General features: G+C 63.5%; 24 protein-coding genes and 1 pseudogene. 9 read left to right on the forward strand and 16 right to left on the reverse strand.

Annotated features, from left to right (window positions below; translation table 11 throughout):
* The first annotated feature begins 117 nt into the window (after positions 1–117).
* Both ABIB00_RS34025 and ABIB00_RS34030 read left to right on the forward strand, forming a co-directional pair.
* Positions 118–333 carry a hypothetical protein gene (locus ABIB00_RS34025; protein WP_354107386.1) on the forward strand — a complete coding sequence of 72 codons (216 nt, stop codon included), beginning with the start codon at positions 118–120 and terminating at the stop codon, positions 331–333.
* Positions 334–436: 103 nt separating this feature from the next.
* Positions 437–1,399, forward strand: coding sequence for a D-2-hydroxyacid dehydrogenase family protein (locus ABIB00_RS34030; RefSeq protein WP_354107387.1), 963 nt, complete (start codon positions 437–439; stop codon positions 1,397–1,399).
* Between the two features lie 4 nt (positions 1,400–1,403).
* Here the strand turns inward: ABIB00_RS34030 and ABIB00_RS34035 are convergent, their stop codons facing one another.
* Positions 1,404–2,372, reverse strand: coding sequence for an NAD-dependent epimerase/dehydratase family protein (locus tag ABIB00_RS34035; protein ID WP_354107388.1), 969 nt, complete (start codon positions 2,370–2,372; stop codon positions 1,404–1,406).
* Between the two features lie 176 nt (positions 2,373–2,548).
* Positions 2,549–3,724, reverse strand: a complete 1,176-nt coding sequence (locus ABIB00_RS34040) for a L,D-transpeptidase family protein (RefSeq protein ID WP_354107389.1) — start codon at positions 3,722–3,724, stop codon at positions 2,549–2,551.
* A 321-nt stretch (positions 3,725–4,045) separates the two neighbouring features.
* Between ABIB00_RS34040 and ABIB00_RS34045 the strand changes: the two genes are divergently transcribed.
* Positions 4,046–4,891, forward strand: a complete 846-nt coding sequence (locus ABIB00_RS34045) for a hypothetical protein (RefSeq protein ID WP_354107390.1) — start codon at positions 4,046–4,048, stop codon at positions 4,889–4,891.
* 2 nt (positions 4,892–4,893) lie between these two features.
* Here the strand turns inward: ABIB00_RS34045 and sseA are convergent, their stop codons facing one another.
* From sseA to ABIB00_RS34060, 3 genes are all read right to left on the reverse strand, one after another.
* A complete protein-coding gene (sseA, locus tag ABIB00_RS34050; RefSeq protein ID WP_354107391.1) occupies positions 4,894–5,751 on the reverse strand; it encodes a 3-mercaptopyruvate sulfurtransferase in 858 nt (285 codons plus the stop codon).
* Between the two features lie 213 nt (positions 5,752–5,964).
* Entirely contained in the window at positions 5,965–6,378 is a 414-nt protein-coding gene (locus ABIB00_RS34055; protein ID WP_247347833.1) for a rhodanese-like domain-containing protein, read from the reverse strand.
* A gap of 38 nt (positions 6,379–6,416) precedes the next feature.
* Entirely contained in the window at positions 6,417–7,592 is a 1,176-nt protein-coding gene (locus ABIB00_RS34060; protein ID WP_354107392.1) for a vWA domain-containing protein, read from the reverse strand.
* Positions 7,593–7,715: 123 nt separating this feature from the next.
* Between ABIB00_RS34060 and ABIB00_RS34065 the strand changes: the two genes are divergently transcribed.
* Together ABIB00_RS34065 and ABIB00_RS34070 are read left to right on the forward strand one after the other, a co-directional pair.
* Positions 7,716–7,961 (forward strand): GlsB/YeaQ/YmgE family stress response membrane protein, encoded by a 246-nt coding sequence (locus ABIB00_RS34065; RefSeq protein WP_354107393.1) that lies wholly within the window; start codon positions 7,716–7,718, stop codon positions 7,959–7,961.
* 93 nt (positions 7,962–8,054) lie between these two features.
* On the forward strand, positions 8,055–8,897 hold the full coding sequence (locus tag ABIB00_RS34070; RefSeq protein WP_354107394.1) for an AAA family ATPase: 843 nt from the start codon (positions 8,055–8,057) through the stop codon (positions 8,895–8,897).
* 817 nt (positions 8,898–9,714) lie between these two features.
* Here ABIB00_RS34070 and ABIB00_RS34075 read toward each other — a convergent pair.
* The 5 genes from ABIB00_RS34075 to ABIB00_RS34095 form a co-directional block, all read right to left on the reverse strand.
* Entirely contained in the window at positions 9,715–10,257 is a 543-nt protein-coding gene (locus ABIB00_RS34075) for an REP-associated tyrosine transposase (protein WP_354107395.1), read from the reverse strand.
* Between the two features lie 133 nt (positions 10,258–10,390).
* A complete protein-coding gene (locus ABIB00_RS34080; RefSeq protein WP_354107396.1) occupies positions 10,391–12,037 on the reverse strand; it encodes a GMC family oxidoreductase in 1,647 nt (548 codons plus the stop codon).
* A gap of 17 nt (positions 12,038–12,054) precedes the next feature.
* Positions 12,055–12,648, reverse strand: a complete 594-nt coding sequence (locus tag ABIB00_RS34085; protein ID WP_354107397.1) for a GNAT family N-acetyltransferase — start codon at positions 12,646–12,648, stop codon at positions 12,055–12,057.
* A 203-nt stretch (positions 12,649–12,851) separates the two neighbouring features.
* Positions 12,852–13,778 (reverse strand): SMP-30/gluconolactonase/LRE family protein, encoded by a 927-nt coding sequence (locus tag ABIB00_RS34090; protein WP_247347839.1) that lies wholly within the window; start codon positions 13,776–13,778, stop codon positions 12,852–12,854.
* A 203-nt stretch (positions 13,779–13,981) separates the two neighbouring features.
* Positions 13,982–14,335: a hypothetical protein gene (locus ABIB00_RS34095; RefSeq protein WP_354049132.1), complete on the reverse strand. Its 354-nt coding sequence runs from the start codon at positions 14,333–14,335 to the stop codon at positions 13,982–13,984.
* Between the two features lie 185 nt (positions 14,336–14,520).
* On the opposite strand from ABIB00_RS34095, the gene ABIB00_RS34100 reads away from it, so the two are divergent.
* Positions 14,521–14,745, forward strand: coding sequence for a hypothetical protein (locus ABIB00_RS34100; protein WP_247347841.1), 225 nt, complete (start codon positions 14,521–14,523; stop codon positions 14,743–14,745).
* A gap of 289 nt (positions 14,746–15,034) precedes the next feature.
* Here ABIB00_RS34100 and ABIB00_RS34105 read toward each other — a convergent pair whose 3' ends face one another.
* On the reverse strand, positions 15,035–15,691 hold the full coding sequence (locus ABIB00_RS34105) for a glutathione S-transferase family protein (protein ID WP_354107398.1): 657 nt from the start codon (positions 15,689–15,691) through the stop codon (positions 15,035–15,037).
* Between the two features lie 160 nt (positions 15,692–15,851).
* Between ABIB00_RS34105 and ABIB00_RS34110 the strand changes: the two genes are divergently transcribed.
* On the forward strand, positions 15,852–17,075 hold the full coding sequence (locus ABIB00_RS34110; RefSeq protein WP_354107399.1) for a polyhydroxyalkanoate depolymerase: 1,224 nt from the start codon (positions 15,852–15,854) through the stop codon (positions 17,073–17,075).
* 28 nt (positions 17,076–17,103) lie between these two features.
* Here ABIB00_RS34110 and ABIB00_RS34115 read toward each other — a convergent pair whose 3' ends face one another.
* Genes ABIB00_RS34115 through ABIB00_RS34125 form a run of 3 tightly spaced genes read right to left on the reverse strand, consistent with a single transcriptional unit; the run spans position 17,104 to position 20,718 of the window.
* Positions 17,104–17,298 carry a hypothetical protein gene (locus tag ABIB00_RS34115; RefSeq protein WP_354107400.1) on the reverse strand — a complete coding sequence of 65 codons (195 nt, stop codon included), beginning with the start codon at positions 17,296–17,298 and terminating at the stop codon, positions 17,104–17,106.
* Positions 17,295–18,440, reverse strand: a complete 1,146-nt coding sequence (locus ABIB00_RS34120) for a PepSY-associated TM helix domain-containing protein (protein WP_354107401.1) — start codon at positions 18,438–18,440, stop codon at positions 17,295–17,297. Before ABIB00_RS34120 ends, ABIB00_RS34115 begins: the two co-directional genes overlap by 4 nt.
* Positions 18,441–18,459: 19 nt before the next feature.
* Positions 18,460–20,718: a TonB-dependent siderophore receptor gene (locus ABIB00_RS34125; protein WP_354107402.1), complete on the reverse strand. Its 2,259-nt coding sequence runs from the start codon at positions 20,716–20,718 to the stop codon at positions 18,460–18,462.
* Between the two features lie 299 nt (positions 20,719–21,017).
* On the opposite strand from ABIB00_RS34125, the gene ABIB00_RS34130 reads away from it, so the two are divergent.
* Positions 21,018–21,944 carry a catalase family peroxidase gene (locus ABIB00_RS34130; RefSeq protein ID WP_354107403.1) on the forward strand — a complete coding sequence of 309 codons (927 nt, stop codon included), beginning with the start codon at positions 21,018–21,020 and terminating at the stop codon, positions 21,942–21,944.
* Here ABIB00_RS34130 and ABIB00_RS34135 read toward each other — a convergent pair whose 3' ends face one another.
* A complete protein-coding gene (locus ABIB00_RS34135; protein WP_354107404.1) occupies positions 21,945–22,871 on the reverse strand; it encodes a helix-turn-helix domain-containing protein in 927 nt (308 codons plus the stop codon).
* Positions 22,872–23,218: 347 nt separating this feature from the next.
* Here ABIB00_RS34135 and ABIB00_RS34140 point away from each other — a divergent pair.
* Positions 23,219–23,371: pseudogene (locus tag ABIB00_RS34140) on the forward strand (polyhydroxyalkanoate depolymerase); the annotation flags it as partial.
* 126 nt (positions 23,372–23,497) lie between these two features.
* On the opposite strand, the gene ABIB00_RS34145 reads toward ABIB00_RS34140, so the two are convergent.
* Positions 23,498–26,824 (reverse strand): adenylate/guanylate cyclase domain-containing protein, encoded by a 3,327-nt coding sequence (locus tag ABIB00_RS34145; RefSeq protein WP_354107405.1) that lies wholly within the window; start codon positions 26,822–26,824, stop codon positions 23,498–23,500.
* Between the last annotated feature and the right edge of the window lie 76 nt (positions 26,825–26,900).

The following is a 26,900-nucleotide window of genomic DNA, read 5'->3' on the forward strand; positions in this document are numbered from 1 at the left end:
CCGGACCTGGATCCGGACAATTGAAACCATCTTTTAATAAATCAGGCCAAAGCTCGGCTTCGCGTGGAAACAGCGCCACCCGCTCAGAAATGAACGGGAGCACAGCGAGACAGCGTCATGGCCGTGATCGAGACCAATTCTCTTCCCGTTCCGGTAGACTCCGGGAATGCGTCCGTGTTCGTCTCGGAGATCGAGGGCTTCTGGAAACGTTTCTTCGCCACCGCTTTCAACCCCTACAGGCCCGAACTGCACTACATGCGCGGTCCCGGCCCCGCCTGGCGGGCCAAACACGGCATGAATGCGCCGTTCCGGCTCAAGCCCCGCGAGCTCTGAGCCTTAATCACCTATCGCATTTTTGAAGACGCGAACGGCTTGCGCACGGTCGTGATTGCGCGCAACCATGGCCCGGTTCCACCTCACCCATGGATGAACGCTGATGACGCGGTTGCGCTGTGCAATTCTCGACGACTATTTCAACCTCTCCCTCGATGTCGCCGACTGGCAAAGGCTGTCCGACCGCGTCGACGTCACCGTCTTCAGCCATCCCTTCGCTTCCGAACAGGCTGCGGCCAGCGCGCTCGCCGATTTCGAGATCGTCTGCGCCATGCGCGAGCGCACGGCGTTTCCGAAGAGCTTGTTCGAGAGCTTGCCGAAGCTGAAGCTGCTGCTGACATCAGGCATGCGCAACGCCTCGATCGACATGGAGGCCGCGAAGGCGGGTGGCGTTACGATCGGCGGCACGCAATATTCGCGCGATCCGACCGCGCCCTTGACCATGGGCCTGATCCTGGAACTGACCCGCGGCATCGGCCGCGAGAACGCGCGCATGCATGCGGGCGAGCCCTGGCAGACCTTTGCCGGCGTCGAGATCGAGGGGCTGACGCTCGGCGTCATCGGGCTCGGCAAGCTCGGCAGCAAGATGGCGGGCATCGCGAAAGCGTTCGGCATGAACGTGATCGCCTGGAGCCCGAACCTGACGCCGGAGAAGTGCAAGGACGCCGGCGTCGGCTACGCCACCAAGGAAGAGCTGTTCGCCAAGGCCGATATCATCACCATCCATGTGGTGCTGAGCGAGCGTTCGCGCGGGCTGGTCGGAGCTGCCGATCTTGCGCGGATGAAGCCCACGGCCTTCCTCGTCAACACCGCGCGCGGGCCGATCGTGGACGAGCAGGCGCTGCTCGAGGCGTTGCAGCAGAAGCGGATTGCAGGCGCCGGCATCGACGTGTTTTCGGTCGAGCCGCTGCCGACGGACCATCCGTTCCGCAAGCTCGACAATCTCGTGCTGACGCCGCATCTCGGCTACGCCACCGAGGACGGCTTGCGCATCCACTACGGCCAGATGGTCGAGGCGATCGACGCCTTCACCAAGGGCAGCGAGCTGCCGCGGAAGCTGGCCTGAAGCCTCAGGCCGCCGAGCGGTGGCTGGTGGGCTGCCTTGCCGCATCGGCAAAGCCGTCGCGCCAGGAGGCATGCGCCGGCAGCCAGCCGAGCTCGCGCTTTGCCCTGCCGTTGGATGCTCCGCGCACCTCTGTCATCATCGCAACCATATGCTCGCCCGCAAGCAGGCGCCCGAGCCAGGCGGGAATGTGACGCGGCGGCTTGGCACCAAGCAGCTCGGCCAGCGCGGGCAACCAATCCCTCACCTGCGCCGGATGATCGTCGACGATGTTGTAGATGCCGCCAACGCGTCCGCGTTCAACCGCGGCCAGCGTGGCAGAGGCGGCATCTTCGGTGTGAATGAACGACCACGTCCCGCCGCCATCGCCGATCACCGGCACACGCCGGTGGCGCAGCTGGTCGATCATCGCCGGCGAGAGCGTGCCGGTGCCAGGTCCATAGAAGAATCCATAGCGCAGCACGATGCCCCCCGGCTTCGTTGAAGCGGTGACGCTTCGCTCCAGATACCGGATTGCCTCAAGAGTGCGTCGCAGCTCTTGCGGGGGATGCGGGTCGAGTTCATCGATCTCGGTCTTCACCGTTCCCCCGGCGCGACTGAAGGTCCAGCCGCGGAAGCTTTGCGCGATGAAGCGCTTGGCGCCGGCCTCGCGTGCGGCGTTGAGAAGAATGTCGGTTCCGCGGGTGCGGAGCTCGTTGGTTCGCGCGAAAGCCCGATCGAAATGCCGGAGGTCCGTGGCGGCCGCGAGATCTGTCATCTGGTGGATGACGGCGTCGGGCTTCGCCGCGATCACCGCAGCGCGCATGCTGTCGGCATCGAGGCCGTCGGCGACGACCGGCTCCGTACCCAATCGACGCACAAAATCTGCTTTTGCCGCATTCCGTGTCGTGCCAATCACCGAATGACCTGCTGCGACCAGCAATGGAACAAGATACCGACCGACCGCGCCGGTCGCCCCCGCAACAAAGATGCGCATCCTGTGCTCCTCAATTCGTTGCAATCCTCCCGGACGTAATCGAGGTGCTGAGCCGTTCAAGCAAGGCATGCGCAACTAAGGCATGCGCAAGCGAGAGATGCGCGCATGCGTCAAATGATTACGGCGCGTGACCGAAATTCACGCGCCGTAATCAGATCAATTCTTGCGAGGCCGGTTCAGCGCACGGTGACTGGTGCGGGCAGCGGCGGCACCACCGTCGGCTGGGTGCCCGGGACCGGACCGGCCTGCGCGGCCCCGGCAGCACCGGGCACGGGCGCGGCGGATGCGGTCGCAGTTCCCGGCGGCGGACCACCCGGCATCACGACCACACGGGTGCCGACCTTGACGCGATCGAACAGGTCGGAGACGTCCTCGTTCAGCATGCCGATGCAGCCGGAGGACACGAACTTGCCGATCGTCGAGGGCTGGTTGGTGCCGTGGATGCGGTAGACGGTCGAACCGAGATACATCGCGCGGGCACCGAGCGGATTGCCGGGGCCGCCAGCCATGAAGCGCGGCAGATAGGGCTGGCGCTCGATCATTTCCGTCGGCGGATGCCAATCCGGCCATTCGGCCTTGCGGGTGATCTTCTGCACGCCGGTCCAGGTGAAACCGTCGCGGCCGACGCGGACGCCGTAGCGGATCGCACGGCCGTTGCCGAGCACGTAATAGAGATAGGTGTTCGGGGTATCGACGACGAGCGTTCCAGCCGGCTCCTTGGTCGCCAGCGAGACTTCCTGACGGCGCAGGTTCGGCGCCAACTGCGCCGGAGCGGCGTCGGGCTGCTCCTCGGGCGGCAGCGAGGCGATCGCCATCGGCCGGCCATCGGCGCCAACAGGCGGCTGCCCGGCCTGGACCGTTCCGGTCGCGGCGGGACCACCGACCGCCTCGGGCGGACGCAAGCCGTCACTGCCGGGCGCCTGAGCCGGACGATCCGCGTAGATCACCGCGGGCGGCCCGGCGGCGCGGCCGTAGCGCGGGTCGTCGGGCGACGTCACGGGACCCTGCGGCGGCGCGGCCGAGTAGACGGGCGCGCCCGCGGGACGACCGTAACGGGGATCATCCGGCGACATCACCGGACCCTGCGGCGGGGCCGCCGAATAAACCGGGGGAGCGCCGGCCGGACTGCCGTAGCGCGGGTCCGGGCCGGGCGGCGGCAGCGCCGCCTGCGGCATCGCGTCGTCTTCATCGTCCAGCGCGTCGAAATTCGGTGCGCGGTCGCCGGGCCGATATTCGGCCGGCGCGCCATAGCTCGGCGCCTGCTGGACCGGATAGCTCTGAGCCTGTGCGAGCGAGGTTCCCGCCGCAGCGACTGTCGCGGCAGCGCATATCGTCAGAATATGTTTGATCATCATCGCTCTTGTATAGTCCCCGGGCCCCGTCCGGACCGTTAACGGCCAGATGACGGAAGATAGCGGCACATTCAAGACATTACAGGTTGATTTGTGCTTGATTTGCCGATTTGTGATCCGCAAGACTACCGTTGCCCCGTTGCATCATGGGACGAAAATCAACTCACGCTTGAGATCACCGGAGTCGCCGGCTCCGTTTTTTACGGAACGGCCCGGAATCGTTGCGGTATGTTCGAATCAGCCTGATTCGCCTCCGCTTTGAGCTTCGATCCCCGCGTGGCGAACGCGGCAAGCAGTACCGTCACCGCGTTCAGATGGCTCATGGGCCCTGGCCAATTCGCCGCCGGGGCGGAAATTCGCAATCCCTCGATGCTTCCCGGCTTTCGCTTCCTGTTTGCCGCGATCCTGCTGTCAGCCTCCATCCTGGTGTTCGGCCTAGGCGCCGCCGCGCTGCTGCGGGCGACCCACGAGCAGTATGTCAGCAACCCCTCCTGGCGGAACGGCCCGCAGGAGAAGGTGTTTGCGCAAGCTCCCGAGCCGGCCCAGCCGGTGCTCGCGGTACTGCGCGCCGAGCCGGAGGCGGTCGAGCCCGCGCCGTCGCTGCGCGACCGGGTGCCGACGATCGGATTGCCGGCGAGCGAGCCCGAGCAGATCGCGCTGACGACCCAGACCGAATCTCAGCCGCAGATCGTTGCACCTCCGGCTGACGTCCCCGCCGAACCGGCCAATGCCGAGACCATGGCCGAGACCAAGGCCGAGACGACGACGGACGCCGCGGCGCCGGCCTCGAGCAACACGCTTACTCCGGCCGACGCCACCACATCCATCGCCGCGGCCAAGCCCGTTCCGATCGCTCTCGCGAGCAAACCAACACCTGCCGCCGCCAGCGGAGCCTCGGCTTCGTCCACGTTCGACATGGCGAGCGCGAAGTTCGCCGCGTTGAACGACCCGGCGACCACGGCCTGGAAGGATCCGCCGGCGAAAGCCAAGGGCGACGCTAAGGCCGACAGCAGCTCGCCGGAGAGCAAGGCAACCAAGCCGCGGGCGCATCGGGTGAAGAAGCGCCGCCGCATTGTCCGGCGTCCGCCGCCGCCGGTTCAGCAACTCGATCCGTTCGGGCAGCCGCAACCGGCCTTCGCCGCGACGACCGCGCGCGCGCGTCCGTAAGGTTACGCCGGCCCGGTCGCGATCGGCGGGCCTTTTTCCTGGCCCCATTCCGACCATGAGCCGTCGTAGAGCGCGGTGTCGGTGATGCCGAGGCGATAGAGCGCGAGCGTCAGTACGCCGGCAGAGACGCCGGAGCCGCAGCTCGTCACGATCGGCGCATCGAGCTTGACGCCGGCGTTCGCGAAGGCGGCGCGGAGATCGTCGAGCGGCTTCATCGTGCCGGTCGCGGCGTCGAACAGCTGATTGTAAGGCACGTTGCGTGCGCCGGGGATGTGACCGGAGCGGATGCCCGCGCGCGGCTCGGGCGCCCGGCCCTCGAAACGGTCGGCGGCGCGCGCGTCGATCACCTGCTCGGCACGGCTTTCGACGTTGGCGACCAGTTGCTGCATGCTGCGCACGCGTTTTGAATCATAGCTCGCTTTGAACGTCGCGGGCTTCGGCTTCACTTCGCCGGTCTCGGTCGCACGTCCCTCGGCGCGCCACTTCTTCAGGCCGCCATTGAGGATACGCACATCGTTGTGGCCGAAAGCCAGGAACATCCACCACGCGCGCGGCGCGGCGACCCAGCCGCCGGCATCGTAGATCACGATGGTGTCGGCATTGGAGATGCCGAGATTGCCGACGTCGCGGCCGAACTGCTCGGCGCTCGGATACATGTGCGGCAGCGGGTTGGAATGGTCCGATACCGCATCGACGTCGAAGAACACCGCGCCCGGCAGATGGGCTGCGAGATAATCGTCCTTCGGCAATGGCAGCACGCCCGGCAGCTTGAAGCTGGCGTCGAGCACCTTGACGTTGGCATCGTTGATGTGGGTGGCGAGCCATTCGGTCGAGACGAGAGGATCGGTGGGGGTGGTCATGCGATTTCTTCCTTGTCATTCCGGAGCGTGCGCAGCACTGGCGAAGTTGAAGCAGTGCGCGTCAAACTCCACTGTCATCGCCCGGCTCGACCGGGCGATCCAGTATTCCAGAGGCGGTTGTGATTGAGCGGAGAGGCCGCGGCGTACTGGATTCCCCGCTTTCGCGGGGAATGACGCCGGAGATTGGAGCAACAGCGCAACACCCCTCACCCCTCACCCCTTCTTCTTTGGCTCCCACTGCTCCACCGGCCCGCCCGCATCCCGCCAGGCGGCGTAGCCGCCGGCGATGTGGGCGACGGGCTTCAGGCCCATGTCCTGCGCGGTCTTCGCCGCGAGCGCGGAGCGCAGGCCGCCGGCGCAGTGGAACACGAACTTCTTGTCCTCCTGGAACACCGGCTTGGCGTACGGGCTCTGCGGATCGATCCAGAATTCGAGCATGCCGCGGGTGCAGGCGAACGCGCCGGGGATGCGGCCGTCACGCTCGATCTCGCGGGGATCGCGGATGTCGACGATGACGACGTCGCCGTTTTTGGAGATCTCGATGGCATCCTTGGCGTTGAGCGTCTCGATCTCCGCATTGGCCTCGTCGATCAGCGCCTTGATGCCGCGGGTGATGGTCTGGGGCATGTGGTTCTCCCTCTTGTTGTCATTCCGTGGAGCGCGAGCTAATGCGTTAATTCCTTCATCGCACCCTCGAGCCCCTCGATCGTGATCGGGTACATGCGGTTGGCGAAGATGCGTTTGATGATGGTGGTGGATTCCGAATAGTCCCAGTGCTTCTGCTGTACCGGGTTCAGCCATACCGAATGCGGATAGGTATGGATGATGCGGTCGAGCCAGACCGAGCCGGGCTCCTCGTTGACGTGCTCGACCGAGCCGCCTGGCACCATGATCTCGTAAGGCGACATCGAGGCGTCGCCGACGAACACGATCTTGTAGTCGTGCGGATATTTGTGCAGCACCTCCCAGGTCGGCGTGCGGTCGGTGAAGCGGCGCTTGTTCTGCTTCCACACGCCTTCATAGAGGCAGTTGTGGAAGTAGAAATACTCCATGTGCTTGAACTCGCTCTTCGCCGCCGAGAACAGCTCCTCGACCTGCTCGATATGCGCGTCCATCGAGCCGCCGATGTCGAAGAACACCAGCAGCTTCACCGCGTTGCGCCGCTCGGGCCGCATGTGGACGTCGAGATAGCCGTGATTGGCGGTCTCGCGGATCGTGGTGTCGAGATCGAGCTCGTCAGGCGCGCCGGTGCGCGCGAACTTGCGCAGACGGCGCAGCGCCACCTTGATGTTGCGGATGCCGAGCTCGACGTTGCCATCGAGATCCCTGAACTCGCGTTTGTCCCACACCTTCACGGCGCGGTTGTTGCGGTTCTTCTCCTGGCCGATGCGGACGCCTTCGGGATTGTAACCATGGGCGCCGAACGGCGAGGTGCCGGCGGTGCCGATCCACTTCGAGCCGCCCTGATGACGGCCCTTCTGCTCCTCGAGGCGCTTCTTCAGGGTCTCCATGAGCTTGTCCCAGCCCATGGCCTCGATCTGCTTCTTCTCTTCGTCCGTCAGGTATTTCTCGGCGAGCTTCTTCAGCCACTCCTCGGGGATCTCGGCGCCTTCCATGGCATCGAGCAGGCTTTCCAGCCCCTTGAACACCGTGCCGAAGACGCGGTCGAACTTGTCGAGATTGCGCTCGTCCTTCACCAGCGAGGTGCGCGACAGATAGTAGAAATTCTCGACCGAGTAATCCGCGAGGTCAGCGTCGAGCGCCTCCACCAGCGTGAGGTATTCGCGCAGCGTCACGGGGACCTGCGCATCGCGCAGAGAAGTGAAGAATTGCAGGAACATGGGTGACAGATTGCCCGTCGGGGGGCGAACGTCAAGGGGCGGAGGCCACTGCTCTGCGCTGGACCGGGAGGCTTTTTGCTCTAGAATTGGCGGCCTCACGGGGTTGTCTTGGGGACGTTTGCAATGGGAATTCTCGCAGCGCTCGTCATTGGCGCGATCGCCGGCTGGCTTGCCGGCAAGATTGTCCATGGGGCGGGATTTGGGCTGATCGGCAACATCGTCGTCGGCATCATCGGCGCGCTCGTGGCCAGCTGGATTCTGCCTCAGCTGCACATCCAGCTCGCAACGGGCACGGTCGGCGCCATCGTGGATGCCACGATCGGCGCGGTGATTGTGCTCGTCATCCTTTCGCTGATAAAACGGGTCTGAGAGCCTGACCGAACCAGGAACGGCCGCCACGCGCGGCCGTTCCCATGTCGCGACCAGGGCAACGCCTGGAACGACGACCAACAAGGACGCGCGATGAAATTTACCGGCACCAAGGACTATGTTGCGACCGACGATCTCAAAGTCGCGGTCAATGCCTCGATCGTGCTGGAGCGCCCGCTGCTCATCAAGGGCGAGCCCGGCACCGGGAAAACCGTTTTGGCCGAGGAAGTGGCGAAGGCGCTGAACGCGCCGTTGCTCACCTGGCACATCAAGTCCACCACCAAGGCGCAGCAGGGCCTCTACGAATACGACGCGGTGTCGCGCCTGCGCGACAGCCAGCTCGGTGATAGCAAGGTGTCCGACATTAAGAACTACATTAAGCGTGGCAAGCTGTGGGACGCCTTCACCGCCGAGCAGCGCCCCGTGCTCCTGATCGACGAGATCGACAAGGCCGACATCGAATTCCCGAACGACCTCCTGCTCGAGCTCGACCGCATGGAATTCCATGTCTACGAGACCGGCGAGACGATCAAGGCCAAGCAGCGCCCGATCATGATGATCACCTCCAACAACGAGAAGGAGCTGCCGGACGCCTTCCTGCGCCGCTGCTTCTTCCACTACATCAAGTTCCCCGACGCCGACACCATGACCCGGATCGTCGACGTCCACTTCCCCGGCATCAAGAAGCGCCTGGTCGAGGAAGCCCTGCGCATCTTCTTCGAGGTCCGCGAAGTGCCCGGCCTGAAGAAGAAGCCGTCGACCTCGGAGCTGCTCGACTGGCTCAAGCTGCTGCTGAACGAAGACATGACCGTCGAGCAGTTACGCGAGCGCGACCCGCGCAAGCTGATCCCGCCGCTGCACGGCGCGCTGCTCAAGAACGAGCAGGACGTGCATCTGTTCGAGCGGCTGGCGTTCTTGACCCGGCGGGAAGTGTAGGACAAAGACAAACTGTAGGATGGGTAGAGCAGCGAAACCCATCAAGCTTTTCCCGTAGTGACTGAGGCGATGGGTTTCGCTGCGCTCTACCCATCCTACGCTCTCCGCACCTCGTCTCACGCGCAGACACACGCCCGCATCCTCGCGGCGCATTTCGCCCGAGCTATGCTCTCTCCATCGCCCTCATCAAAAAGGGCGCAGGGAAGACCGGGTGCCGGCTGGCACCCACGGTCCGCTGTGCGCGGGTAGCGCAAAAGGAATTGCACAGCGGCATACAGGTGAAGCCCAACACACGGCCTTCCCTGCGCAGTGGCTTTACGGCTTATGCCGTGCTCTCCCGGGAGCCGAGTTCCTGTTGGCCTCCCTCGTCTTCACGAAAGTCGCGGACACCGCGCCGGTTGACGCGAATGCCGCATCCGCAAAGGCTTGACCGTAGCAACGACGGCCAGGACCACACGGTTTTGCCGTACGCACACAGCGTCGCTCGTCCACACGAAGCCTCGGGCTCACGGAGAGCAATCCGCCCTGCCCTTGACCTCTCGTACACGACGCTGCCGCGTCCACCGCAACCCGGCCCGCGTTTCGAACGACTCGCGAACCGCCCCTCTTCGTCGGGCCGGGCTGTTTCGATTTATGCCGCAATTCCGAATTTCGGTAAAGTGGAATGTTTTCGCGCAAAGGGATTGACGTAGTGCATGGTGTTTTGCCCGTCGGGCACGCGTAGGATGGGTAGAGCGCAGCGAAACCCATCAAACTTTTCCCGCGGTGATGGAGGCGATGGGTTTCGCTACGCTCTACCCATCCTACGAATTATCGCTCATTTCCGTTCTCCAAATTCGGCGTCGTCCTCGCATCGCGCCAGATCGCCAGCCCAATCCACCGGGTAAATTCCGCGATCAACGTAACGATGGAATGACGAGGGCGGCCAATCGGACACGCGATTGACCAGCCCATGCTTAACCGGATTAATGTGCACGTAGTCGATGTGTCGGGCATAGTCCTCTTCGTCGCGGATGGTGTGCTCCCAGTATCGACGCTGCCAGATTCCGCGCTCGCCCTTGGCAGCCCGGCTCGGCGAAACTGTTTCGCCATTTTCGAGGTTGCGAGAGAAGGCGGATTTAATCTGCCTCCAGCGCATTGCGAAGTCCGCATCGCCGTCCGGCATCGTCCAAACGGTGTGAAGATGCTCGGGCAGCACGACGATCGCATCGATCGTGAAAGGATGTCGCTGACTTGTTTCGCGAAATGCTGCGCGCAATCGATCGATATGCGTGGTCAGCAACGAGAGGCTTCGATCCGCCAGGTTGACGGTGAAGAAGTAGCTTCCGCCGGGGACGAAGTTGCGCCGAAAGGAGGTCATGCCACATGATAGCACAACTCTAGATCGAGTTATGATTTTGTAGGATGGGTAGAGCGAAGTGAAACCCATCAAACTTTTTCCGCGGCGATGGAGGCGATGGGTTTCGCTGCGCTCTACCCATCCTACGAAGCCCTCACGCCACCGCCGCATCCGGAACGCGCGCGGCTTCCATTGGCTGCTTCCCGCGGATCAGGTCCGAGGCGCGGTCGGCGATCATCATGGTCGACGCATTCAGGTTCGCCGAGATCATGCGCGGCATCACGGAGGCATCGATCACGCGGAGGCCTTCGAGGCCGTGAACGCGGAGCTGGTCGTCGACGACCGCCCAGGTCGAATCGGCCGGGCCCATGCGGCAGGTGCAGCCGGGATGGAAGGTGGTGGTGCCGCGTTCGGTGGCGGCGGCCAGGAACTCGTCGTCGGTGTTGATGTCAGGACCGGGGAAATCCTCGTAGGCGTAATAAGGCGACAAGGGCGCGGACTTCAGAAGGCGCCGCGCGAGCTTCATGCCGCCGACGATGACGCGGCGGTCGAGCTCGGCGTCGAGATAGTTGGTCTGGATGATCGGCGGCGCAAAGGGATCACTGGAGCGGATGCGGACATAGCCGCGGCTCTCGGGGCGCTGCTGCCAGGAGGCCACCGTCATGCCGGGCTCGTCCTCGAGCTGGCCCTGCACGCCTTCCTTGTAGCTCGCCGGCGTGAAGGTGAGCTGAAGGTCGGACGAGTCGGCGCTCTCGCCGGAATGCCAGAAGCAATAGACCATGGTCGGCGACAGCGAGAGCAGGCCTTTGCGCGCGGTCGCCCATTTCAGCGCCTCGATCCACAGCGAGAAGCCGCGGCGAAGCTCGTTGATGGTCCTGATGTCTTTGACACGCGCCACCGTGCGCGGCGCATAATGATCCTGCAGGCCCTCGCCGACCGGCAGCGCGTGACGCACCTGGATGCCGTGGGTCTGCAACAGGTCGGGCGAGCCGATGCCGGAGAGCTGCAAGAGCTGCGGCGAATTATAGGTGCCGCCGGAGAGGATCACTTCCTTGTTGGCGCGCACCTCCACCGGCGTGCCGCCCGAGCCGCCCTTCATGTAGCGCACGCCGACGGCGCGCTTGCCCTCGAAGATGATCTCGGTCGCGTGCGCGTGGGTGTGGACATGCACGTTCGGCCGCTTCATCGCGGGCTTGAGAAACGCGGTCGAGCCGGAGACGCGCAAGCCCTTGTCGATGGTGCGCTGACAATAGGAGACGCCTTCCTGGGTCTTGCCGTTGTAATCGGGGTTGCGGGGGATGCCGAGCGAGACCGCGCCTTCCATGAAGGCTTCGCAGAGCGGATCGCGCCAGTTCATCGTGGTGACGGTGAGATTGCCGTCGCGGCCGCGGTAAATGTCCTCGCCCTCGCCGACCCGCTTCTCCAGCCGCCGGAAGTAAGGCAGCACATCGGCATAGCCCCAGCCGCGATTGCCCATCTGCGCCCAGGTGTCGAAATCCATGCGCTGGCCGCGGTTGTAGATGTGGCCGTTGATCGAGGACGAACCGCCGAGCGTCTTGCCGCGCGGGGCATAGATGCTGCGACCGCCGGTCCAGGGCCCGACCTCCTGCTGGTAGGCCCAGTTTATGCTCTTCATGTGGAAGGTCTTGATGAAGCCCGCCGGCAGATGGATGTAGGGATGCCAGTCGCTGGGTCCGGCCTCCAGCACGCAGACGCTCACGTTCGGATCTTCGCTCAGCCGGCTGGTGAGCACGCAACCCGCCGAGCCCGCGCCGATGATCACGTAGTCAAATCTATCCATGGTGCCTCGGCCGCCGCTCAGCGCGGCTTGTCGTTGAGTTGATAATTCAAATGCGTCCGCACCGTCGGCCATTCGGCCGCTGTGATGCTGTAGACGACGGTGTCGCGCAGCGTGCCGTTGGGCGCGACCTGGTGGCTGCGCAGGATGCCGTCCTGCTTAGCGCCCAGACGTTCGATGGCGTCGCGGCTCTGGTGATTGAAGAAATGCGTGCGGAATTCCACCGCGATGCAGTCCAGGGTTTCGAAGGCGTGGGTGAGCAGCAGCAGCTTGCACTGCGTGTTGAGCGGGCCGCGCTGCGCGCTCTTGCCATACCAGGTCGAGCCGATCTCGACGCGGCGGTTGGCGGCATCGATGTTCATGTAGGTCGTCATGCCCACGATCTTGCCGCTGCCATCGAACACGGTGAAGGGGAGCATCGAGCCCGTGGCCTGAAGACCGAGCCGGCGGTCGATTTCCTTGCCCATGTTGTCCGGCGTCGGAATCGCGGTGTACCAGATGGTGGAGAGCTCGCCATCCTTCACGGCCTCGATCAGCCCCTCGCGGTGCTGATGCGACAGCGGCTCGAGTCGGGCATGCTGTCCGCGCAGGGTGATGGGATCAGGCCAGGGCATTGCAGGTCTCTCTCTGTTGTCGTTGCGAGCGAAGCGAAGCAATCCAGAGTGCCTGCTCCTCGTCCTGAGGAGCGCGTCTTCGCGCGTCTCGAAGGATGAAGGCCCCGCTGGTGACCTCGCCCTTCGAGACGCGCGCTAAGGGCGCGCTCCTCAGGGTGAGGGTCTACTTGATTGCTTCGCTTCGCTCGCAATAACGGCTTGGCTCACTTGTTCAAGAAATTCAACGGCAAACCGCCGCGCGGCCAGTCCATGGCGATCAGCTCGCCCTTGCCCGAGAGTGTGATGTACGCGGTCTTCAGCTCGGGGCCGCCGAAGGCGATGTTGGTGGTGACGCGGTCGCCGGTCGGCACCTGCTCGACCAAGGTGCCATCGGGCGCGATCACCGAGATGCAGCCGGAGACGAGGGTGGCGACGCAGACATTGCCGTTCGCTTCGACCGCCAGCGAGTCGAACATCTGGTAGCCGCCGAGGCCGCAGATCGGTTTTCCGCGCTCGCCGCGATAGATCACGTCGCGCGGCTTCAGCGTGCCGGGCGCGGAGAGCTCGTAGGCCCAGAGCCGGCCCGTCGGCGTCTCCGCGATGTAGACGGTGTTCTCGTCCGGCGACAGGCCGATGCCGTTGGCCGGCAATACGCCATGAACGATTTCGACGATCTCCTTCATGCCGGGCTTGAGATAATACATGCCGCCGACGTCCATCTCGCGCGCGCGGCGCTTGCCGAGATCGGAGAACCAGAGGCCGCCGTGCTTGTCGAACACCAGATCGTTCGGACCGCGCAGATCGTGCTCGCCGCACTTGGTGACGACGGTTTCGATCTTGCCCGATTGGAGATCGACGCGCTGGATCGAGCCGCCGAGATAATCGTCCGGCTGCGGGCCGGGCATGATCATGTTGCGGGTCGGGATCCAGGAGAAGCCGCCATTGTTGCAGATGTAGACCTTGCCGTCGGGGCCGAGCGCCGCGCCGTTCGGGCCGCCCGGAATCTTCGCGACGATCTCCTTGCGGCCGTCGGGATAAACGCGGGTCAGGCGCTGACCGCGGATCTCCACCAGCACCACCGAGCCGTCCGGCATCACGACCGGCCCTTCGGGAAATTCGAGGTCGGTGGCGAGAACGCGGACGTTGGACATGTGGGGACCCTCCCGATGGCTTGTTATGACTTGCACGGGATGTCCGGCACGGGCCCCACACGCAAGATTTGCCTGCGGTTATGACAAAGTCACCGCGGCTTGCCAAGCAAGCCGGATGGTATGCCAGCGTTGCGCGCTACTGCTTCACGGTCCCGGCTCTGCGTCGCAGCGCTACACGCTGCGCCGCGTCCGGGACACGGCATTCACTTCGCATCCTTCGGCGACGGCGCGTCCTGCTTCTTCTTCACATCCTCCGCGATCTTCGCCTGCGCGGCCTGGAGATCGCCGAACGTCTTCTGCAAGCCGGCAACCGTCGTCTTCAACGCATCGATCTGGCGAGCCGCGGCGTCCAGCTTCTGCTGGTGATCGAGGTTTAGCCTGGTGATCGTCTTCTGGAGAAAGTCGACGTTGCTCTGGAGGCAGCTGGTGCGGCGCTCCATGGTCTTCTCGACGGTGCAGATCTCGATGCCGGGCACGTCCTGCGCGCGAACCGGCGCATTCGCCAGCGCGGCGAGCAATAACATCGCGAAACAGACGCCGGCACTTCGAAGATGCATGCTGGTTCCTCGTCAAATCAATCACGGCAATGTGCGCTTTTTGCGCGCCGCCGCATAAGGCTACCACACTCGCACCGCATTCTCGCGTTGAGCTTGTAGCTGTTCCCTCGGACGGGGAGCGATGATCTGCAGGCGGAGGGAAATGGGCACTTCTTCCGCGGCTTTGTTTAGGGGAGATTTTTGGAATGGCAACGCGCGACAGACGACTTGCAGAATTCGACGGCTCCGGAGAACCGCCGCCTGGCCTTGCAGTCGAAGTGCTGTGCGAGGACCATAGCGGGACATATCAACTGCCGTTCGCTTGCCGCTATGTCGAGGGACGCTGGCAGAACCACACCGCCGGCGTGGCGGTCGAAGCAACCGTCATCGGCTGGCGCGTGCCGCGCTTGAAGCACTCGGGCGTGGCCTGAGCATCGAATTCTGTCTCAAAATGCAACGGGGCCGCGTCCCGGCTTAACCTTCGGAACGCGGCCCGAACGAATCACGCCCGAATCAGCCGTGGGACGCTGTACGCGCCTGTTCACGGCTAGATGTCGCAACCGGTTCGCACGCGTATACAATATCTGTGCAGCGCGTGAGCAGGCCGAGCCGGCCACGGACGCCAAAAAGTTAACGGCTTCAATGACTTCAATGCCATGACTGCCGGGTGCGGCGGTTCAGGCCGCGCCCCCAAAACAGCCAGGGCGGCATCAGGCCTGCCTAATATTCGGCCTCGAGCTCCTCGATCTCGGCCGGCTCGTCCCTTGCCGCTGCGATCCATTCCCTCATCTCGGGCATGGCCAGGATGGTATCGGCATAGGCCTTCAGAAGCGGTTCGAGCTTGACGTCATAGGTGACGAAGCGCGTCACCACCGGGGCGTACATCGCATCCGCCATGGTGCGCTTCTCGCCGAACAGGAAGGGGCCGCCCGATCTCTCCAGGCAGTCGCGCCAGATCGCCCAGACGCGATCGATGTCGGCCTGCGCGCGCGACCAGACCTTGAAGCCGGGGAAATGTCCCTTCAGATTCACCGGCAGCGAGGCGCGCAGCGTGGTGAAGCCGGAGTGGATTTCGCCGCAGATCGAGCGGCAATGTGCGCGCAGGACGCGGTCAGTCGGCAGCAGGCCGGCATCCGGCATCGCCTCGTTGAGATATTCGGCGATGGCCAGGGTATCCCAGACCACGGCGCCGTCGTGCCGCAGGCACGGCACCAGGATCGATGACGACAGCAGCAGGATCTCCGCGCGTGCCGACGCGTCGTCGGGCGCGGTAGCGATCTCCTCGAAATCGAGCCCGGAAAATTTCGTCAGCAGCCAGCCACGCAGCGACCAGGACGAGTAGTTCTTGCTGCTGATGGTCAGTTTCGCCTTCGCCATATGGCCTTCCCTCACGCCTTTGACCTGCACCCGCCCGGCCTGCGGGGAATGCTCGCTTCCCGCAAATAAAGCAGCAAGCGACGTGCCAATCTGGAGGTCGGCCCACCTCCGGATTGGCTTCGATATTGCATAGCAGCACGGGACAGGTGGGCGTTTCAGTATGATGTCGATGTATTATCAGGCCTTTCAGAACCATATGGACCTGACGGCGCCGTGGCGGTCGGGCGCTTCCTCCGCACTCCAATTCCTCAATCTGGTGCCGCAGGGCTTGTCGGATCAGGTCGTCGGCCGACTGTCGGCCGCGCTGGAGCTGATCTCGCGCTCCACCCTCACCTATCACCGCCCCGCCTACGGCATCGACAGCGTCATGGTGGGCAACCGCGAGGTCGGCATCACCGAGGAGGTCGCCTACGCGACGCCGTTCGGCTCGCTGCTCCACTTCAAGAAGGATGGCGCGCCCGAGCAACCGCCCATGCTGCTGGTGGCGCCGATGTCCGGCCATTTCGCGACGCTGCTGCGCGGCACCGTGAAGACGCTGCTGCAGGACCACGACGTCTACATCACCGACTGGCACAATCCACGCGACATTTCACGCAGCGAGGGTCGCTTCGGGCTCGACGACTACACCGACCACCTCGTCGATTTCCTCGGCCAATTGGGCCCGCGCCCGCATATGGTGGCGATCTGCCAGCCCTCGGTCTCGGCGCTCGCGGCCGCCGCGATCATGTGCGAGGGCAACCATCCCTCGCGGCCGGCGACGCTGACACTGATGGCGGGCCCGATCGACACGCGCATCCAGCCGACCAGGGTCAACGAGTTCGCCAAGAGCAGGCCGATCGACTGGTTCGAGCAGAACCTGATCAACTACGTGCCGATGCAGTGCCGCGGCGCGCTTCGGAAAGTCTATCCCGGCTTCGTGCAGCTCACCGCCTTCGTCTCGATGAATCTCGAGCGCCACATCAAGCAGCACATGGACCTGGCCAACCACATCGCCAAGGGCGAGAAGGACAAGGCGGCCAGCATCAAGACCTTCTACGACGAATATTTCGCGGTGATGGACCTGCCCGCCGAGTTCTACATCGAGACCGTGCGCGACGTATTCCAGGAACATCTGCTGCCGCAGGGCAAGCTGATGCATCGGGGACGTCCGGTGAACACCAAGGCCGTCAGCCGCATGGGGCTGATGACGATCGAGGGCGAGAAGGACGATATCTGCTCGATCGGCCAGACACTCGCGGCGCAAGACCTCTGCACCGGCGTGCGCGCCTATCGCCGCGTCCACCACATGCAGGCCGGCGTCGGCCATTACGGCGTGTTCTCGGGCAAGCGCTGGAACAACGAGATCTATCCGCTGCTGCGGGATTTCGTGCACGTGAATTCCTGAAGGCGCGGCGCGAGCGCCTGCGCCCCCGTCACGCCTGGCGGCTCGCGGCGCGCTTGCTGACATAGAAGAGGATGATCGCGAGCGGAACCGCAAGTGCGATCCAGGAGGCCTGATCCCAGATCCCATCTCCGAGCAGCGCCGAGACCAACCCGAAAGCAATGACGCAGGCGATCACGACCGGAGCCCGAAATATCCTGGCAAGGGAACGCCTTGCGCCGATCATCGGGATGCCCCCGCGCCGACCAATTGCGACGCGGCCGCCGCGGTCGATCGCGCCGGCGCCTTGCGCAGGCGCGCCGCCCAGAGATAGAGGCCACTGCCGAGCACGATGAGGGTCACGAGATCGAGCAGCGCCCAGATGATTTTCAGCGGCATGCCACCATAGTCACCGAAATGCAGAGGCTTGGAGACGAACAACGCCTTGACATAAAGCGGCATGTCCCTCGTTTCGCCAAACGACCCGTCATCGGCATTGATCAGCACCGGCTTGAGCAGCCGCGAGGTCAGCGGCTCGTTACCGCGCAAATAGACGCCGTAATGGTGCCCCCCGGCAAACGGCGATCCCGGCATGGCGACCGACTGCACCTTCATGCCTGGAGCGTGTGCGAGTGCGGTATCGATCGCCAACTGTGCAGATGCGAGCTTCGGCGGCACCGGCGCGTTTCGCCAGGGACCGAGCATCGCGACGAGTTCGGTTCGCTGCCAGTGCATTGCGATCTGCTGGGACAGCGTGTTGATGACACCGGTGATTCCGACGACGAGCGTCCACGCCAGAATGACGATGCCGAACAGATTGTGCACATCGAGCCAGTACAACCGGCGGCGCGACCTCATGGTGCCGAAATCCAGCCGACGCATGAACGGACCGTAGACGACCACGCCGGAAACCACCGAGACCAAAAAAAGCAGTCCAATCGCTCCCAGGAACAGCATACCGGTCTGATCCAGGAACAGGTCCGTATGGAGATCGAGAAGAAACTTGGTGACAGCTCCGCGCACGGCGGCGCCGACATGGAGGACCCGTCCCGTGTGACCGTCGACGCTAACGATGGCATCGGCCTTCGGCGTCGTGACGGTCGATGCCATGAAAACGTTCCAGATGGGATTTTCATCATCTGCGCCGACGATCGTGATCACGTCACTTGGTCGTGCCGCTCGGGCGATGTCGAGGACGCGGTCGAAACTCAGCAGCGGCGTACCCGCGGCCACGGCATCGGGCTCAACGGTGGCACCCAACGCCGCGTCAATTTCGTCGTGGAAGATCAGCGGCAGTCCCGTCAGGCACAGCATGAACAGGAACAGCGTGCAGACGAGGCTCGTCCACTTGTGCGCTTCCTTCCAGATCCGAATTGAACGGGGCGTCATGCGGGGCGGCTCTCTCTCGTCACCAGGTATAGCGCACGCTGCCGATCACCGTACGCCCCGAGCCGAGGAAGCAGGAACTCAGGGTCGTACATGACGCAACGTAGTACTTGTTGAACAGGTTGGTGGCATTCACCGCAATCTGCACACCGCGGAGCCTGCGATCGAGATTCGACAGGTCGTAGTGGATTGCGGCATCTAACAGCGTGTAGCTCGGGATCGAGATCGTATTGGCGAGATCGCCATAGGAATCGCCGATGTAGCGCACGCCGCCGCCGAAGCCGAAGCCGGTGAGCTGGCCCTGCTGGAACGTGTAATCCGCCCACAGCGCCGCCTGGTTCATCGGCTGGATGGTGAGGTGTTTGTTGAGCTGGCTTGGCGTATTGGTCTTGGTCGTCAGGGTGTCGGTGTAAGCATAGGAGGCCTTCAGCTTCAACCCTTCGGTCAGGCTTGCCGTTGCCTCAAATTCAGCGCCCCGGGACCTGGCCTCGCCGGTCTGCACGCTCTTGCCCGTGACGTTCAGATCCGGAGTGACGACGTTCTCCTGCGTCAGGTCGAACAGCGCCGCCGTCAAGAGCAGGTTGGTGCCGATCGGCTGATACTTCACTCCGATCTCGGCCTGCTTGGCCGTGGTCGGGACCAATGCCGAACCGCTGGCAGTTGTCCCGAGAGTCGGCTGGAACGAGGTGGCATAGGCGATGTACGGCGCCACACCGGAGTCGAACACATAATTCAGTCCGGCTCGCCCTGTGAATGCGTGGTCGTTCTGGCTTTGGGTCGTGTTCTTGATGAAGTCCCGCGTGTCATTGCCGACCCGGTCGTTGCGACCGCTGAGCGTCAGCCTCCATCCGCCAAGCGCGATCTGGTCCTGCGCGTAGAGGCCGGTCTGATCCTGGCGCTGCCCGGTGTTGGTGCCGGTCGTCGGCATCGCAATTGACGCACCATAGACCGTATTATTGAGATTGATCGATGGTGCCGAGCCGATGCCCATATTCAGTTCGCTGGTGATGTGACGATAGTCGACCCCCATCAGCACCGTATGGGCGAACGCGCCGGTCGAAAAGCGGGCCTCGGCCTGATTGTCTATGGTGAACGCGTCGGCGTTTTCCGGAAACTTGAAGGAAGCGCGAGCGAGCGTGGCGAAATCACCTGCGCCGGAATTGGGATAGGGGTTCACACCCGCCGCACCGCCACCGGCGACCGCATAGGTGTTGGTCTGGAGGTTGAAGTAACGGACGTTCTGCCGCACCGTCCAGATCTCGTTGAACGAGTGCTCGAACTGGTAGCCGACCCATGCCTGCTGACGATCGAAATGATCGAAGCCGGGCTCGCCGAGGAATTTCGTGAGCGGAATGCGTCCGTTCGGACTGGGCAGCAGCGTGCCCACGGCCGGAAAGAATTGCAGAGTGAGACCGGTGATGTCGCGCTGATAACCGCTCAGGAAGGTGAAGGTGGTGTCGAGATCGGGCCTCCAGGTGAACGACGGCGCGATCGCGCCGCGAAAATCGTTGACGAAATCGACCTGCGTCCCGCCGTCATGCAGCGTGCCGGCGATGCGCCAGTACAAATCACCCTTCTGATTGATGCCGCCGATGTCGAAATTGGTTTGCGCCTTGCCCCAGCTATCGCCGAGAACTTCGACCGAGTTGACCGGCGTCGCCGTCGGCAATCGGCTGACGAGATTGATCATGCCGCCCGGCGCGACCTGTCCGTAAAGCGGCGATGAAGGTCCTCGCAGCACCTCGATCCGTTCGAGCAAAGCGAGATCGAGCTTCGGCTGGCCGAATTGATTGGCACCATATGGAAGCTGCATGCCGTCGAGATAGAGGACGGGCTGAAAGCCGCGGATCCGCAGCGATTCAAATCGCGTGTCGTTCGGGCTGTTGGTGACAACGCCAGGCGTGTAGCTCAGGGCCTGCACCACCGACCGCGCACCCTGGTCGCGGATTTGATCGCTGCCGACCACGGAGATCGACTGCGGCACTTCCAGGATCGGCGTGTTGGTCTTGGTTCCGGCCAATGTTCGATGCGCGACATATCCCTCGATCGGGCCATTGCCCTGGCGGAATGTGCCTCGGCTTGCCGCCGTCTCGACGCGGGCGGCCTCGGCACCCTGTCCCGTCGCCGCCCTCGGCTGATTGGAGCGTGTGCTGCGCGAAGTTCGCGTTGGTTGATGGCGCGTTGTCGCGCGCGGTTTTGCCGCGTCGACAGTCACAGGAGGCAACGTCGCGCCCGGTGCTGTCTGCGCCGTTTGCGCGACGCTCACCGTCGCGGAACCCATCAACACCACCCCAAGCAAGGCAACAAACGGAGCTCTCGCTCCACCCACCAGAATTCCCACCATCACGCCCCATTCCACTTACGACAGCCGTACCCCCCGGTCTCCGCGATGGAAAGAACGCGAAGGCGATGCTCCAATAGAATCTCTCTTAGAACGAATCAAACTGTGGGCCGTGCACATGGCGTGCATCGCGGGAATCTCTTCGGCAATATCAGACAAAGCATCGTCGCTTTGGGAAAGACGCCGGCGCTGCACCAGCCCTAAAACACGGACATGCCGCTTCAGCCGGAGGCCTTGCCATGTCCGAATTGCCAACCCCAGCCGCCACGCCGGCCGCGATCGTCGACGCACTGAAGACGGTCGCAGGCAATCCGCCGAAGGTGCGCGCGAGCTTCGCCAAGGGTCGATGCGTGCGCGGCACCTATACCCCGTCCGACCGCGCGGCAGAGGTCACGCGATCGCTGAGCTTCACAAGGCCTTCGCGCGTGCTGGCCCGCTTCTCCGTCGGCGGCGGCAATCCTGACGTAGCCGACACCAGCAATTTCGTGCTGCGCGGCTTCAGCTTCAGGCTTGGCGACGACGCCCATCGCTCGGACATTTTGGTGGAAAGCGCGCCTGTGCATTTTGCACGAACGCTGGACCAGATGCTCGCCTTCCTCAAGGCGCGCATTCCGGGCGCGGACGGCAAGCCCGACATGGCGAAGGTCAAGGCCTACTCCGCGGCCAATCCTGAGACGCTGAATCAGGCCAGTTACATCGCCGCGCGCCGGCTGCCCGGCAGCTTTGCCGGCACGACCTATTGGGGCGTGCACGCCTTTCCCGCGATCAGCGCGAAAGGTGAGACCCGCTTCATCAAGTTCAAGCTCGCGCCTGTCGGCGGCGATATCACGCTGAGTGAGGACGAAGCCGGGGCGAAGTCCGCCGACTTCCTGCACAAGGATCTCGCGCAGAGGATCGCAGCTGGCGACGTTCGCCTCAACGTGATGGCCCTGCTCGACCGTCCCGGCGATCCCGTCATGGACGTCACCCTGCGATGGCCGGACGAGGACAACCGGGAGGAGGTGCGGCTGGGGACGATCGTCATCACCGGTCTGGAAGCCAACGATGCCTGCGACCGGTCCATCTTCGATCCGGCCAATCTCGCCGACGGCATCGGCCATCCGCCGGACGAGATTTTCGCGGCGCGCCGCGCGGCCTACAACAATTCGCTGGCGAAGCGGCGCTGATTAGATCTTTTCTCGTCCGCCATCCGTTTCTCGGCGCCACGCGCCCGGACTGACGCCGACCATGGATGAGAACACCCGCGTGAAATGGCTCTGATTGGCAAATCCGGCCGAGATGGCAATCTCGGACAACGGCAGATCGCGGACCGTCATCAGTTGCTTGGCTGCCTTCACGCGCTGTTGGAGCAGCCATTGATGCGGCGGCAGGCCGGTGGAGATGCGGAATGCGCGTGAGAAATGGCTGACGGAAAGGTCGAGCTCGGTCGCGATCTGCTGCAACGCGATCTTGCCTGAGAGATCGGAGTCGAGCCGCTCACACGCGCGCTTCACCTGCCATGGCGCGAGACCGCCGCGGCTCGGTTCTGCGGCGGGTTTGAGCCCGCCATAGGTCTGGCCGACATGGGCGGTGAGCGCGAGCATCATGTGATCGACGAAAAGCTGGTTGGTCTCGTCGGGCCGACGCAGTCCTTCCTGCAACGAAGCGCCGACATGTCGGATGATGGCGTCGTCATGACCGACACCGGGCTCGTAGCTGAGCTCGCCAATGCGGGACCCGCGGGGCTGCACGGCAAGGTCACTAAGGGCCGAGCGCGGCAAATAGAAGAAGAGCGAGTGAAACGGCTTGTCGATCACATAGCGCGGGTCGCGCTTGAGGTCGTACAGGTAGGTCGCTCCTGCGCGAACATCCGCCTTGGTGACACAGCGGCCCTGCTCCCAGCATTCGCAATCCGGATAATCGCGGAATTTCAGGCTGACGAGATAGGCATCTTCCGCCGCCAGGGAGCCGGAAATACCCGGTGTCGGATCGTCGTTGCGGACTTCGGTGACCGCGAGCGCGGCGCTATGCAGCGAACGCGTGATCAGCACTGGTGCTTGCTTCGAGTGAAGGCCCTGTCCGAGCCTCCGTCCGTAGACGCCCGCTTGTGTCATTTCAATAAACCTATCCGTAAAGGCACTTCTTCGTCGGCCTTCCCGATATTTGCGCATTATCGGAGATCGCCGGCCAATGGTCCAGCCGCAGCGCATAACACGAAGCTTTTGCCGCAGGCTGTCGCGCCGGATCGCGCCGCGATGATTTCATTGTGATTTCAGCGTGATGTCACAGGCCCGGCATCGCGAAGGACAACACAGTTAATCTGTTCTGCGACTCACCGCACGATTTCGTCGTGCGTTCTCGAAAGCATTCGCAGCGCGCCTGCGCGCCTCAGGCGGACCACTCCTCGCCCCAGACCTGGACGACGTGACCCGGCGACACTTCGCGATATTGCCGAACCGGCGGCCAGACGCTCGCGGCACAAGACCTTTGCACCGGCGTGCGCGCCTATCGCCGCGTCCACCACGGTGTCGGACATTACGGCGTGTTCTCGGGCAAGCGCTGGAACAACGAGATCTATCCGCTGCTGCGGGATTTCGTGCACGTCAACTCGTGAAGCGCCGTTCCCTGGCCCATACGTCACGTTGCAAATCTCAATGTGCAATTGCGCATTGAGGTTCGAAGATGCTGGCGGCATATCGAGACGCCTCTGCCCCCAAACGACCGGCTAGAGAGCACGCGGCTAACGCTCTTGCTTGAGCAGCTCTTTCGCTTCTTCGACTTCGGGAAGATTTCGCTCCGCATCGAATTCAGCAAGGACGGGAGCGAGCACCTCGGATACCGCGCCCGCTCGGCCCTTTCTCTTGAGCAGGCGTGCGAGACCAAGGGCGCTGCGCAACTCGAAAGTCTTCGCCTGTTGGTGTCGTGCGATTTCCAGCGCTCGCTTGAGGGCATTTTCGGCACTGCATTCGTCAGGGTCATGGCGCGACAACAGTTCGCCGTAGACGCGATGCAGCTCGGCATCAAGCCAATGCTGACCGGATTGGCCCGCCCATGCGATCAATTCGCTCAAGATTTCCAGCCCGTTTTCGAGTTGACCCGACTCTGCGGCCGCCATGGCGACATGCATCCCCCAAAACGGTTCACAGAGATAGCAGTCATTCTCGTGCAGCAAGGTCCAGCCGCGGCGCATTTCCGTCAATCCGGTCGTTCGGTCGCCGGCGCGCCACTTGGCCAGGCCATTCAGGTAGGTGCCGGCGGCCACATACAGCGGCATCGTGTGGTCGCGAGCGAGACCGAGCGCCAGGATCGTCTCTGTTTGCTGCAACATGCCCCCGCATAGTCCGTCAAACACAGCGCGATGAACAAGCGCATTGGCCTGGGAAAGAGCCCGTTTTTCTCCTGAAGCACTCACCGCTTCGGCGGCGAGCCGGCGCGCGCGAGCGATCCCGCCAAGCGGCCAGAGCACCAGGGCAAGAAATCTCATAATCACGAACGGAAGATCCAGCGCCGAAGCCCTGAACGTCGCGGGATCCGGCTCGGCACCATAGATATCCAGCGCCTGCTCAAGATGCACTCTCGCGTTCAAGTAGTCACCCCCGAACCAGCAGGTAACCCCGCCCGTCCAGTGGGCTACGACGGCGGCCACCGGGGAGTCCGGTCGTCGGTCAGCGGCGCTCCCGATGGCATCCGCCAGCTCCCGCATCGGAGCGAGTTCGCCGTGTGTCAGGCAGGCATTGAAGAGTCCCGAATGGACCGGCGCAAGTTCAACTGGATCATTGATGTCGGCTACGAACTGCCGAGCGCGCGTCCATGCGGCTACCGTTTCGGGAGCGCTGTGCCCGAGGCTGCCCCGTAGTGCGCGACCATAGGCGATTTGAAGATGGAGCCTGCTCATCATCCCGCGAGGCTCATCAGGCAACTCACCGGCGGTGGCAATCGCCTTGCCGAGATGTGCGATCGCCTCGGAATAGGCCGAACGCTTCAGCGCCTGCTGTCCCGCCTTGCGCCACCACTCGTGGGCGACCTCGCTCAACCCCGCCTCAGTGAAGTGGTGTGCCAGAACTTCCGGCTCGGTCTCAGCGACGACCGGAAACTTTTCGCGCAGGACGTCGCCGATGCGGGTGTGCAGCACATGCCGTTTGCTCTTGAGCAGGCTCTCGTAGGCTGTTTCCTGAACGAGAGCGTGCTTGAAACTATAGTTTGCTTCGGGCGGAACCCCGCGACGCACCAGCAGTTCGGCCTCTTCGAGTTGCCCTAGCGCAGCACTCAGCGTCAGATCATCGCGTCCCGCCACATATTTCAGCAGCGCGTATGAGAAGTCGCGGCCGATGGCGGCGCCTATCTGCGCCACCTCCTTGACTGGAGCGAGCCGGTCGAGCCGCGCCATCAGCGAATCTTGCAGCGTCGCGGGAATAGCGAGCGGCGGGAGCGGACTATTGAGGCGATAGCGCCCGGCATCTTCGACGAGCAGCCCGGACTCGAGCACCATCTTGGTCAATTCTTCGACGAATAGCGGGATGCCATCCGTCTTGTCGATGATCTGCTTCATCATCTCGCGTGGCAGCTGGCGACCCACGGCCACCTGTTCGACCAGCGCGCGCGAGTCCTGCCGGTCGAGCCGGTCGAGCCGCAACAGACTGACGTTGGCAAGGCCCGACCATGAGGGCTCGAACTCCGGCCGGGATGTCATGAGCACGAGTATCGGCAGTCCCCTGATCCGATCGACCGCGAGATCGAACAGTTCAAGTGTCGTGGCATCGGCCCAATGCATATCCTCGCAGATAATTAGCAGGGGTTGCTCTCGCGCCAACCCCTCGAGCTGATCGAGAAGGGCGGCAAATGTCTGTCGCCGCTGCTGCGCCGGGCTCAAACCGAGCGGCGAACAATGGTCTCCGGTTGGAATCGAAAGGAGAGCCGCAATGAGCGGTGTCGCTCGGGCGACCTGCTGTGTTCCAAGCGCCAGCATTGCTTCGAGCTTGTCGAGCTTTTGCCCGCACGTATCGTGCGAGCGGATGCCGGCGGCGCGCTCGAGCTGCGCGACAAAGGGATGAAGCGCACTGTTGGTGTGGTAAGGCGAACACTGATATCGCACCCGGCGGTGCGCGCCCAACGAGGGGCTTTCGGACAGCGTTGCGACAATGCGCGACTTGCCGATGCCCGCTTCGCCAGAAATCAATACCATCTGGCCCTGCCCCTGCCATGCCCGGCGCTGGCGCGAGAGAATGAATTCGATCTCGTCCTTGCGGCCAACAAAGCCGATCGAGCGCGCCGCGCGGACCGCCTCGAAGCGACTCTCGGATGCGGTCGCTCCCTCCACCGCCCAGACTGCGATGGGTTCGGCTATTCCCTTGACTTCACGGCGGCCGAGATTGCGAAAAGCGAAGAGATCACCAAGCAGCCGGCGCGTCGACGAAGCAACGACGACCGCCCCCGGCTCCGCCAGGCTCTGGAGCCGAGCAGCGAGGTTGGGTGTATCGCCGACGGTTGCGTGCTCCTCTGACGCATCTCCACTGATGAGGTCGCCGACCACCACAGGCCCGGTCGCAATTGCAATTCGCATTTCAACCCGTTCGTCAGCGCCTGTTTTGAGCTGCCGGATCGCGGCTATAGTGTCGAGCCCCGCTCGCACTGCGCGCTCCGCGTCATCCTCGTGGGCGCGAGGATAGCCGAAATAGACGAGTATTCCGTCGCCAACGAACCTGGCTATCCTGCCGTCATAAGCGGCAATGACTCTCGCGCAGGCCGCGCGATAGGCCCGGATCACTTCCCACATATCCTCGGGATCGAGACGCGCCGAGAGCGCAGTCGAGCCGACCAGATCGCAGAACATGACGGTGAGATGGCGCCGCTCGGCGTCATGAGGAGGAGCCGGCGATGCGATCAACGCGGCTGGATCGAGGTCGGCAATAGCACGCAGCATTTTGCGGCGATGGCCGAGCAGGACTCCGAGCTTATCGAAGTCCTCGTCCATCAGTTCGGGAAGGACGTCGATGTCAATCCCATTTTGGACAAGACGCTCTGCGTATTGCCCAAGCCCCAGCTTCTCGAGCCACTCCGCAATCTGCATTGGCTCCACCGATCGTGTGGTTGGCGGTTAGCAGAATTTTTGGACCACGGCGCGCGGGGACAATATCCCAACACCA

This window comes from Bradyrhizobium sp. LB14.3 (genome assembly GCF_040547985.1).
Lineage (GTDB): Bacteria > Pseudomonadota > Alphaproteobacteria > Rhizobiales > Xanthobacteraceae > Bradyrhizobium.

Coding starts and splice junctions, on each gene's coding strand:
- ABIB00_RS34090 (WP_247347839.1), bottom strand. CDS start 13,778: ATGTCCAACGTCCGCGTTCTCGCCACCGACCTCGAATTTCCCGAAGGG.
- ABIB00_RS34080 (WP_354107396.1), bottom strand. CDS start 12,037: ATGGATAGATTTGACTACGTGATCATCGGCGCGGGCTCGGCGGGTTGC.
- ABIB00_RS34030 (WP_354107387.1), top strand. CDS start 437: ATGACGCGGTTGCGCTGTGCAATTCTCGACGACTATTTCAACCTCTCC.
- ABIB00_RS34025 (WP_354107386.1), top strand. CDS start 118: ATGGCCGTGATCGAGACCAATTCTCTTCCCGTTCCGGTAGACTCCGGG.
- ABIB00_RS34145 (WP_354107405.1), bottom strand. CDS start 26,824: ATGCAGATTGCGGAGTGGCTCGAGAAGCTGGGGCTTGGGCAATACGCA.
- ABIB00_RS34065 (WP_354107393.1), top strand. CDS start 7,716: ATGGGAATTCTCGCAGCGCTCGTCATTGGCGCGATCGCCGGCTGGCTT.
- ABIB00_RS34115 (WP_354107400.1), bottom strand. CDS start 17,298: ATGATCGGCGCAAGGCGTTCCCTTGCCAGGATATTTCGGGCTCCGGTC.
- ABIB00_RS34055 (WP_247347833.1), bottom strand. CDS start 6,378: ATGCCCCAGACCATCACCCGCGGCATCAAGGCGCTGATCGACGAGGCC.
- ABIB00_RS34045 (WP_354107390.1), top strand. CDS start 4,046: ATGGGCCCTGGCCAATTCGCCGCCGGGGCGGAAATTCGCAATCCCTCG.
- ABIB00_RS34060 (WP_354107392.1), bottom strand. CDS start 7,592: ATGTTCCTGCAATTCTTCACTTCTCTGCGCGATGCGCAGGTCCCCGTG.
- ABIB00_RS34035 (WP_354107388.1), bottom strand. CDS start 2,372: ATGCGCATCTTTGTTGCGGGGGCGACCGGCGCGGTCGGTCGGTATCTT.
- ABIB00_RS34040 (WP_354107389.1), bottom strand. CDS start 3,724: ATGATCAAACATATTCTGACGATATGCGCTGCCGCGACAGTCGCTGCG.
- sseA (WP_354107391.1), bottom strand. CDS start 5,751: ATGACCACCCCCACCGATCCTCTCGTCTCGACCGAATGGCTCGCCACC.
- ABIB00_RS34100 (WP_247347841.1), top strand. CDS start 14,521: ATGGCAACGCGCGACAGACGACTTGCAGAATTCGACGGCTCCGGAGAA.
- ABIB00_RS34130 (WP_354107403.1), top strand. CDS start 21,018: ATGTCCGAATTGCCAACCCCAGCCGCCACGCCGGCCGCGATCGTCGAC.
- ABIB00_RS34095 (WP_354049132.1), bottom strand. CDS start 14,335: ATGCATCTTCGAAGTGCCGGCGTCTGTTTCGCGATGTTATTGCTCGCC.
- ABIB00_RS34125 (WP_354107402.1), bottom strand. CDS start 20,718: ATGGGTTCCGCGACGGTGAGCGTCGCGCAAACGGCGCAGACAGCACCG.
- ABIB00_RS34085 (WP_354107397.1), bottom strand. CDS start 12,648: ATGCCCTGGCCTGATCCCATCACCCTGCGCGGACAGCATGCCCGACTC.
- ABIB00_RS34120 (WP_354107401.1), bottom strand. CDS start 18,440: ATGACGCCCCGTTCAATTCGGATCTGGAAGGAAGCGCACAAGTGGACG.
- ABIB00_RS34110 (WP_354107399.1), top strand. CDS start 15,852: ATGATGTCGATGTATTATCAGGCCTTTCAGAACCATATGGACCTGACG.
- ABIB00_RS34070 (WP_354107394.1), top strand. CDS start 8,055: ATGAAATTTACCGGCACCAAGGACTATGTTGCGACCGACGATCTCAAA.
- ABIB00_RS34135 (WP_354107404.1), bottom strand. CDS start 22,871: ATGACACAAGCGGGCGTCTACGGACGGAGGCTCGGACAGGGCCTTCAC.
- ABIB00_RS34105 (WP_354107398.1), bottom strand. CDS start 15,691: ATGGCGAAGGCGAAACTGACCATCAGCAGCAAGAACTACTCGTCCTGG.
- ABIB00_RS34075 (WP_354107395.1), bottom strand. CDS start 10,257: ATGACCTCCTTTCGGCGCAACTTCGTCCCCGGCGGAAGCTACTTCTTC.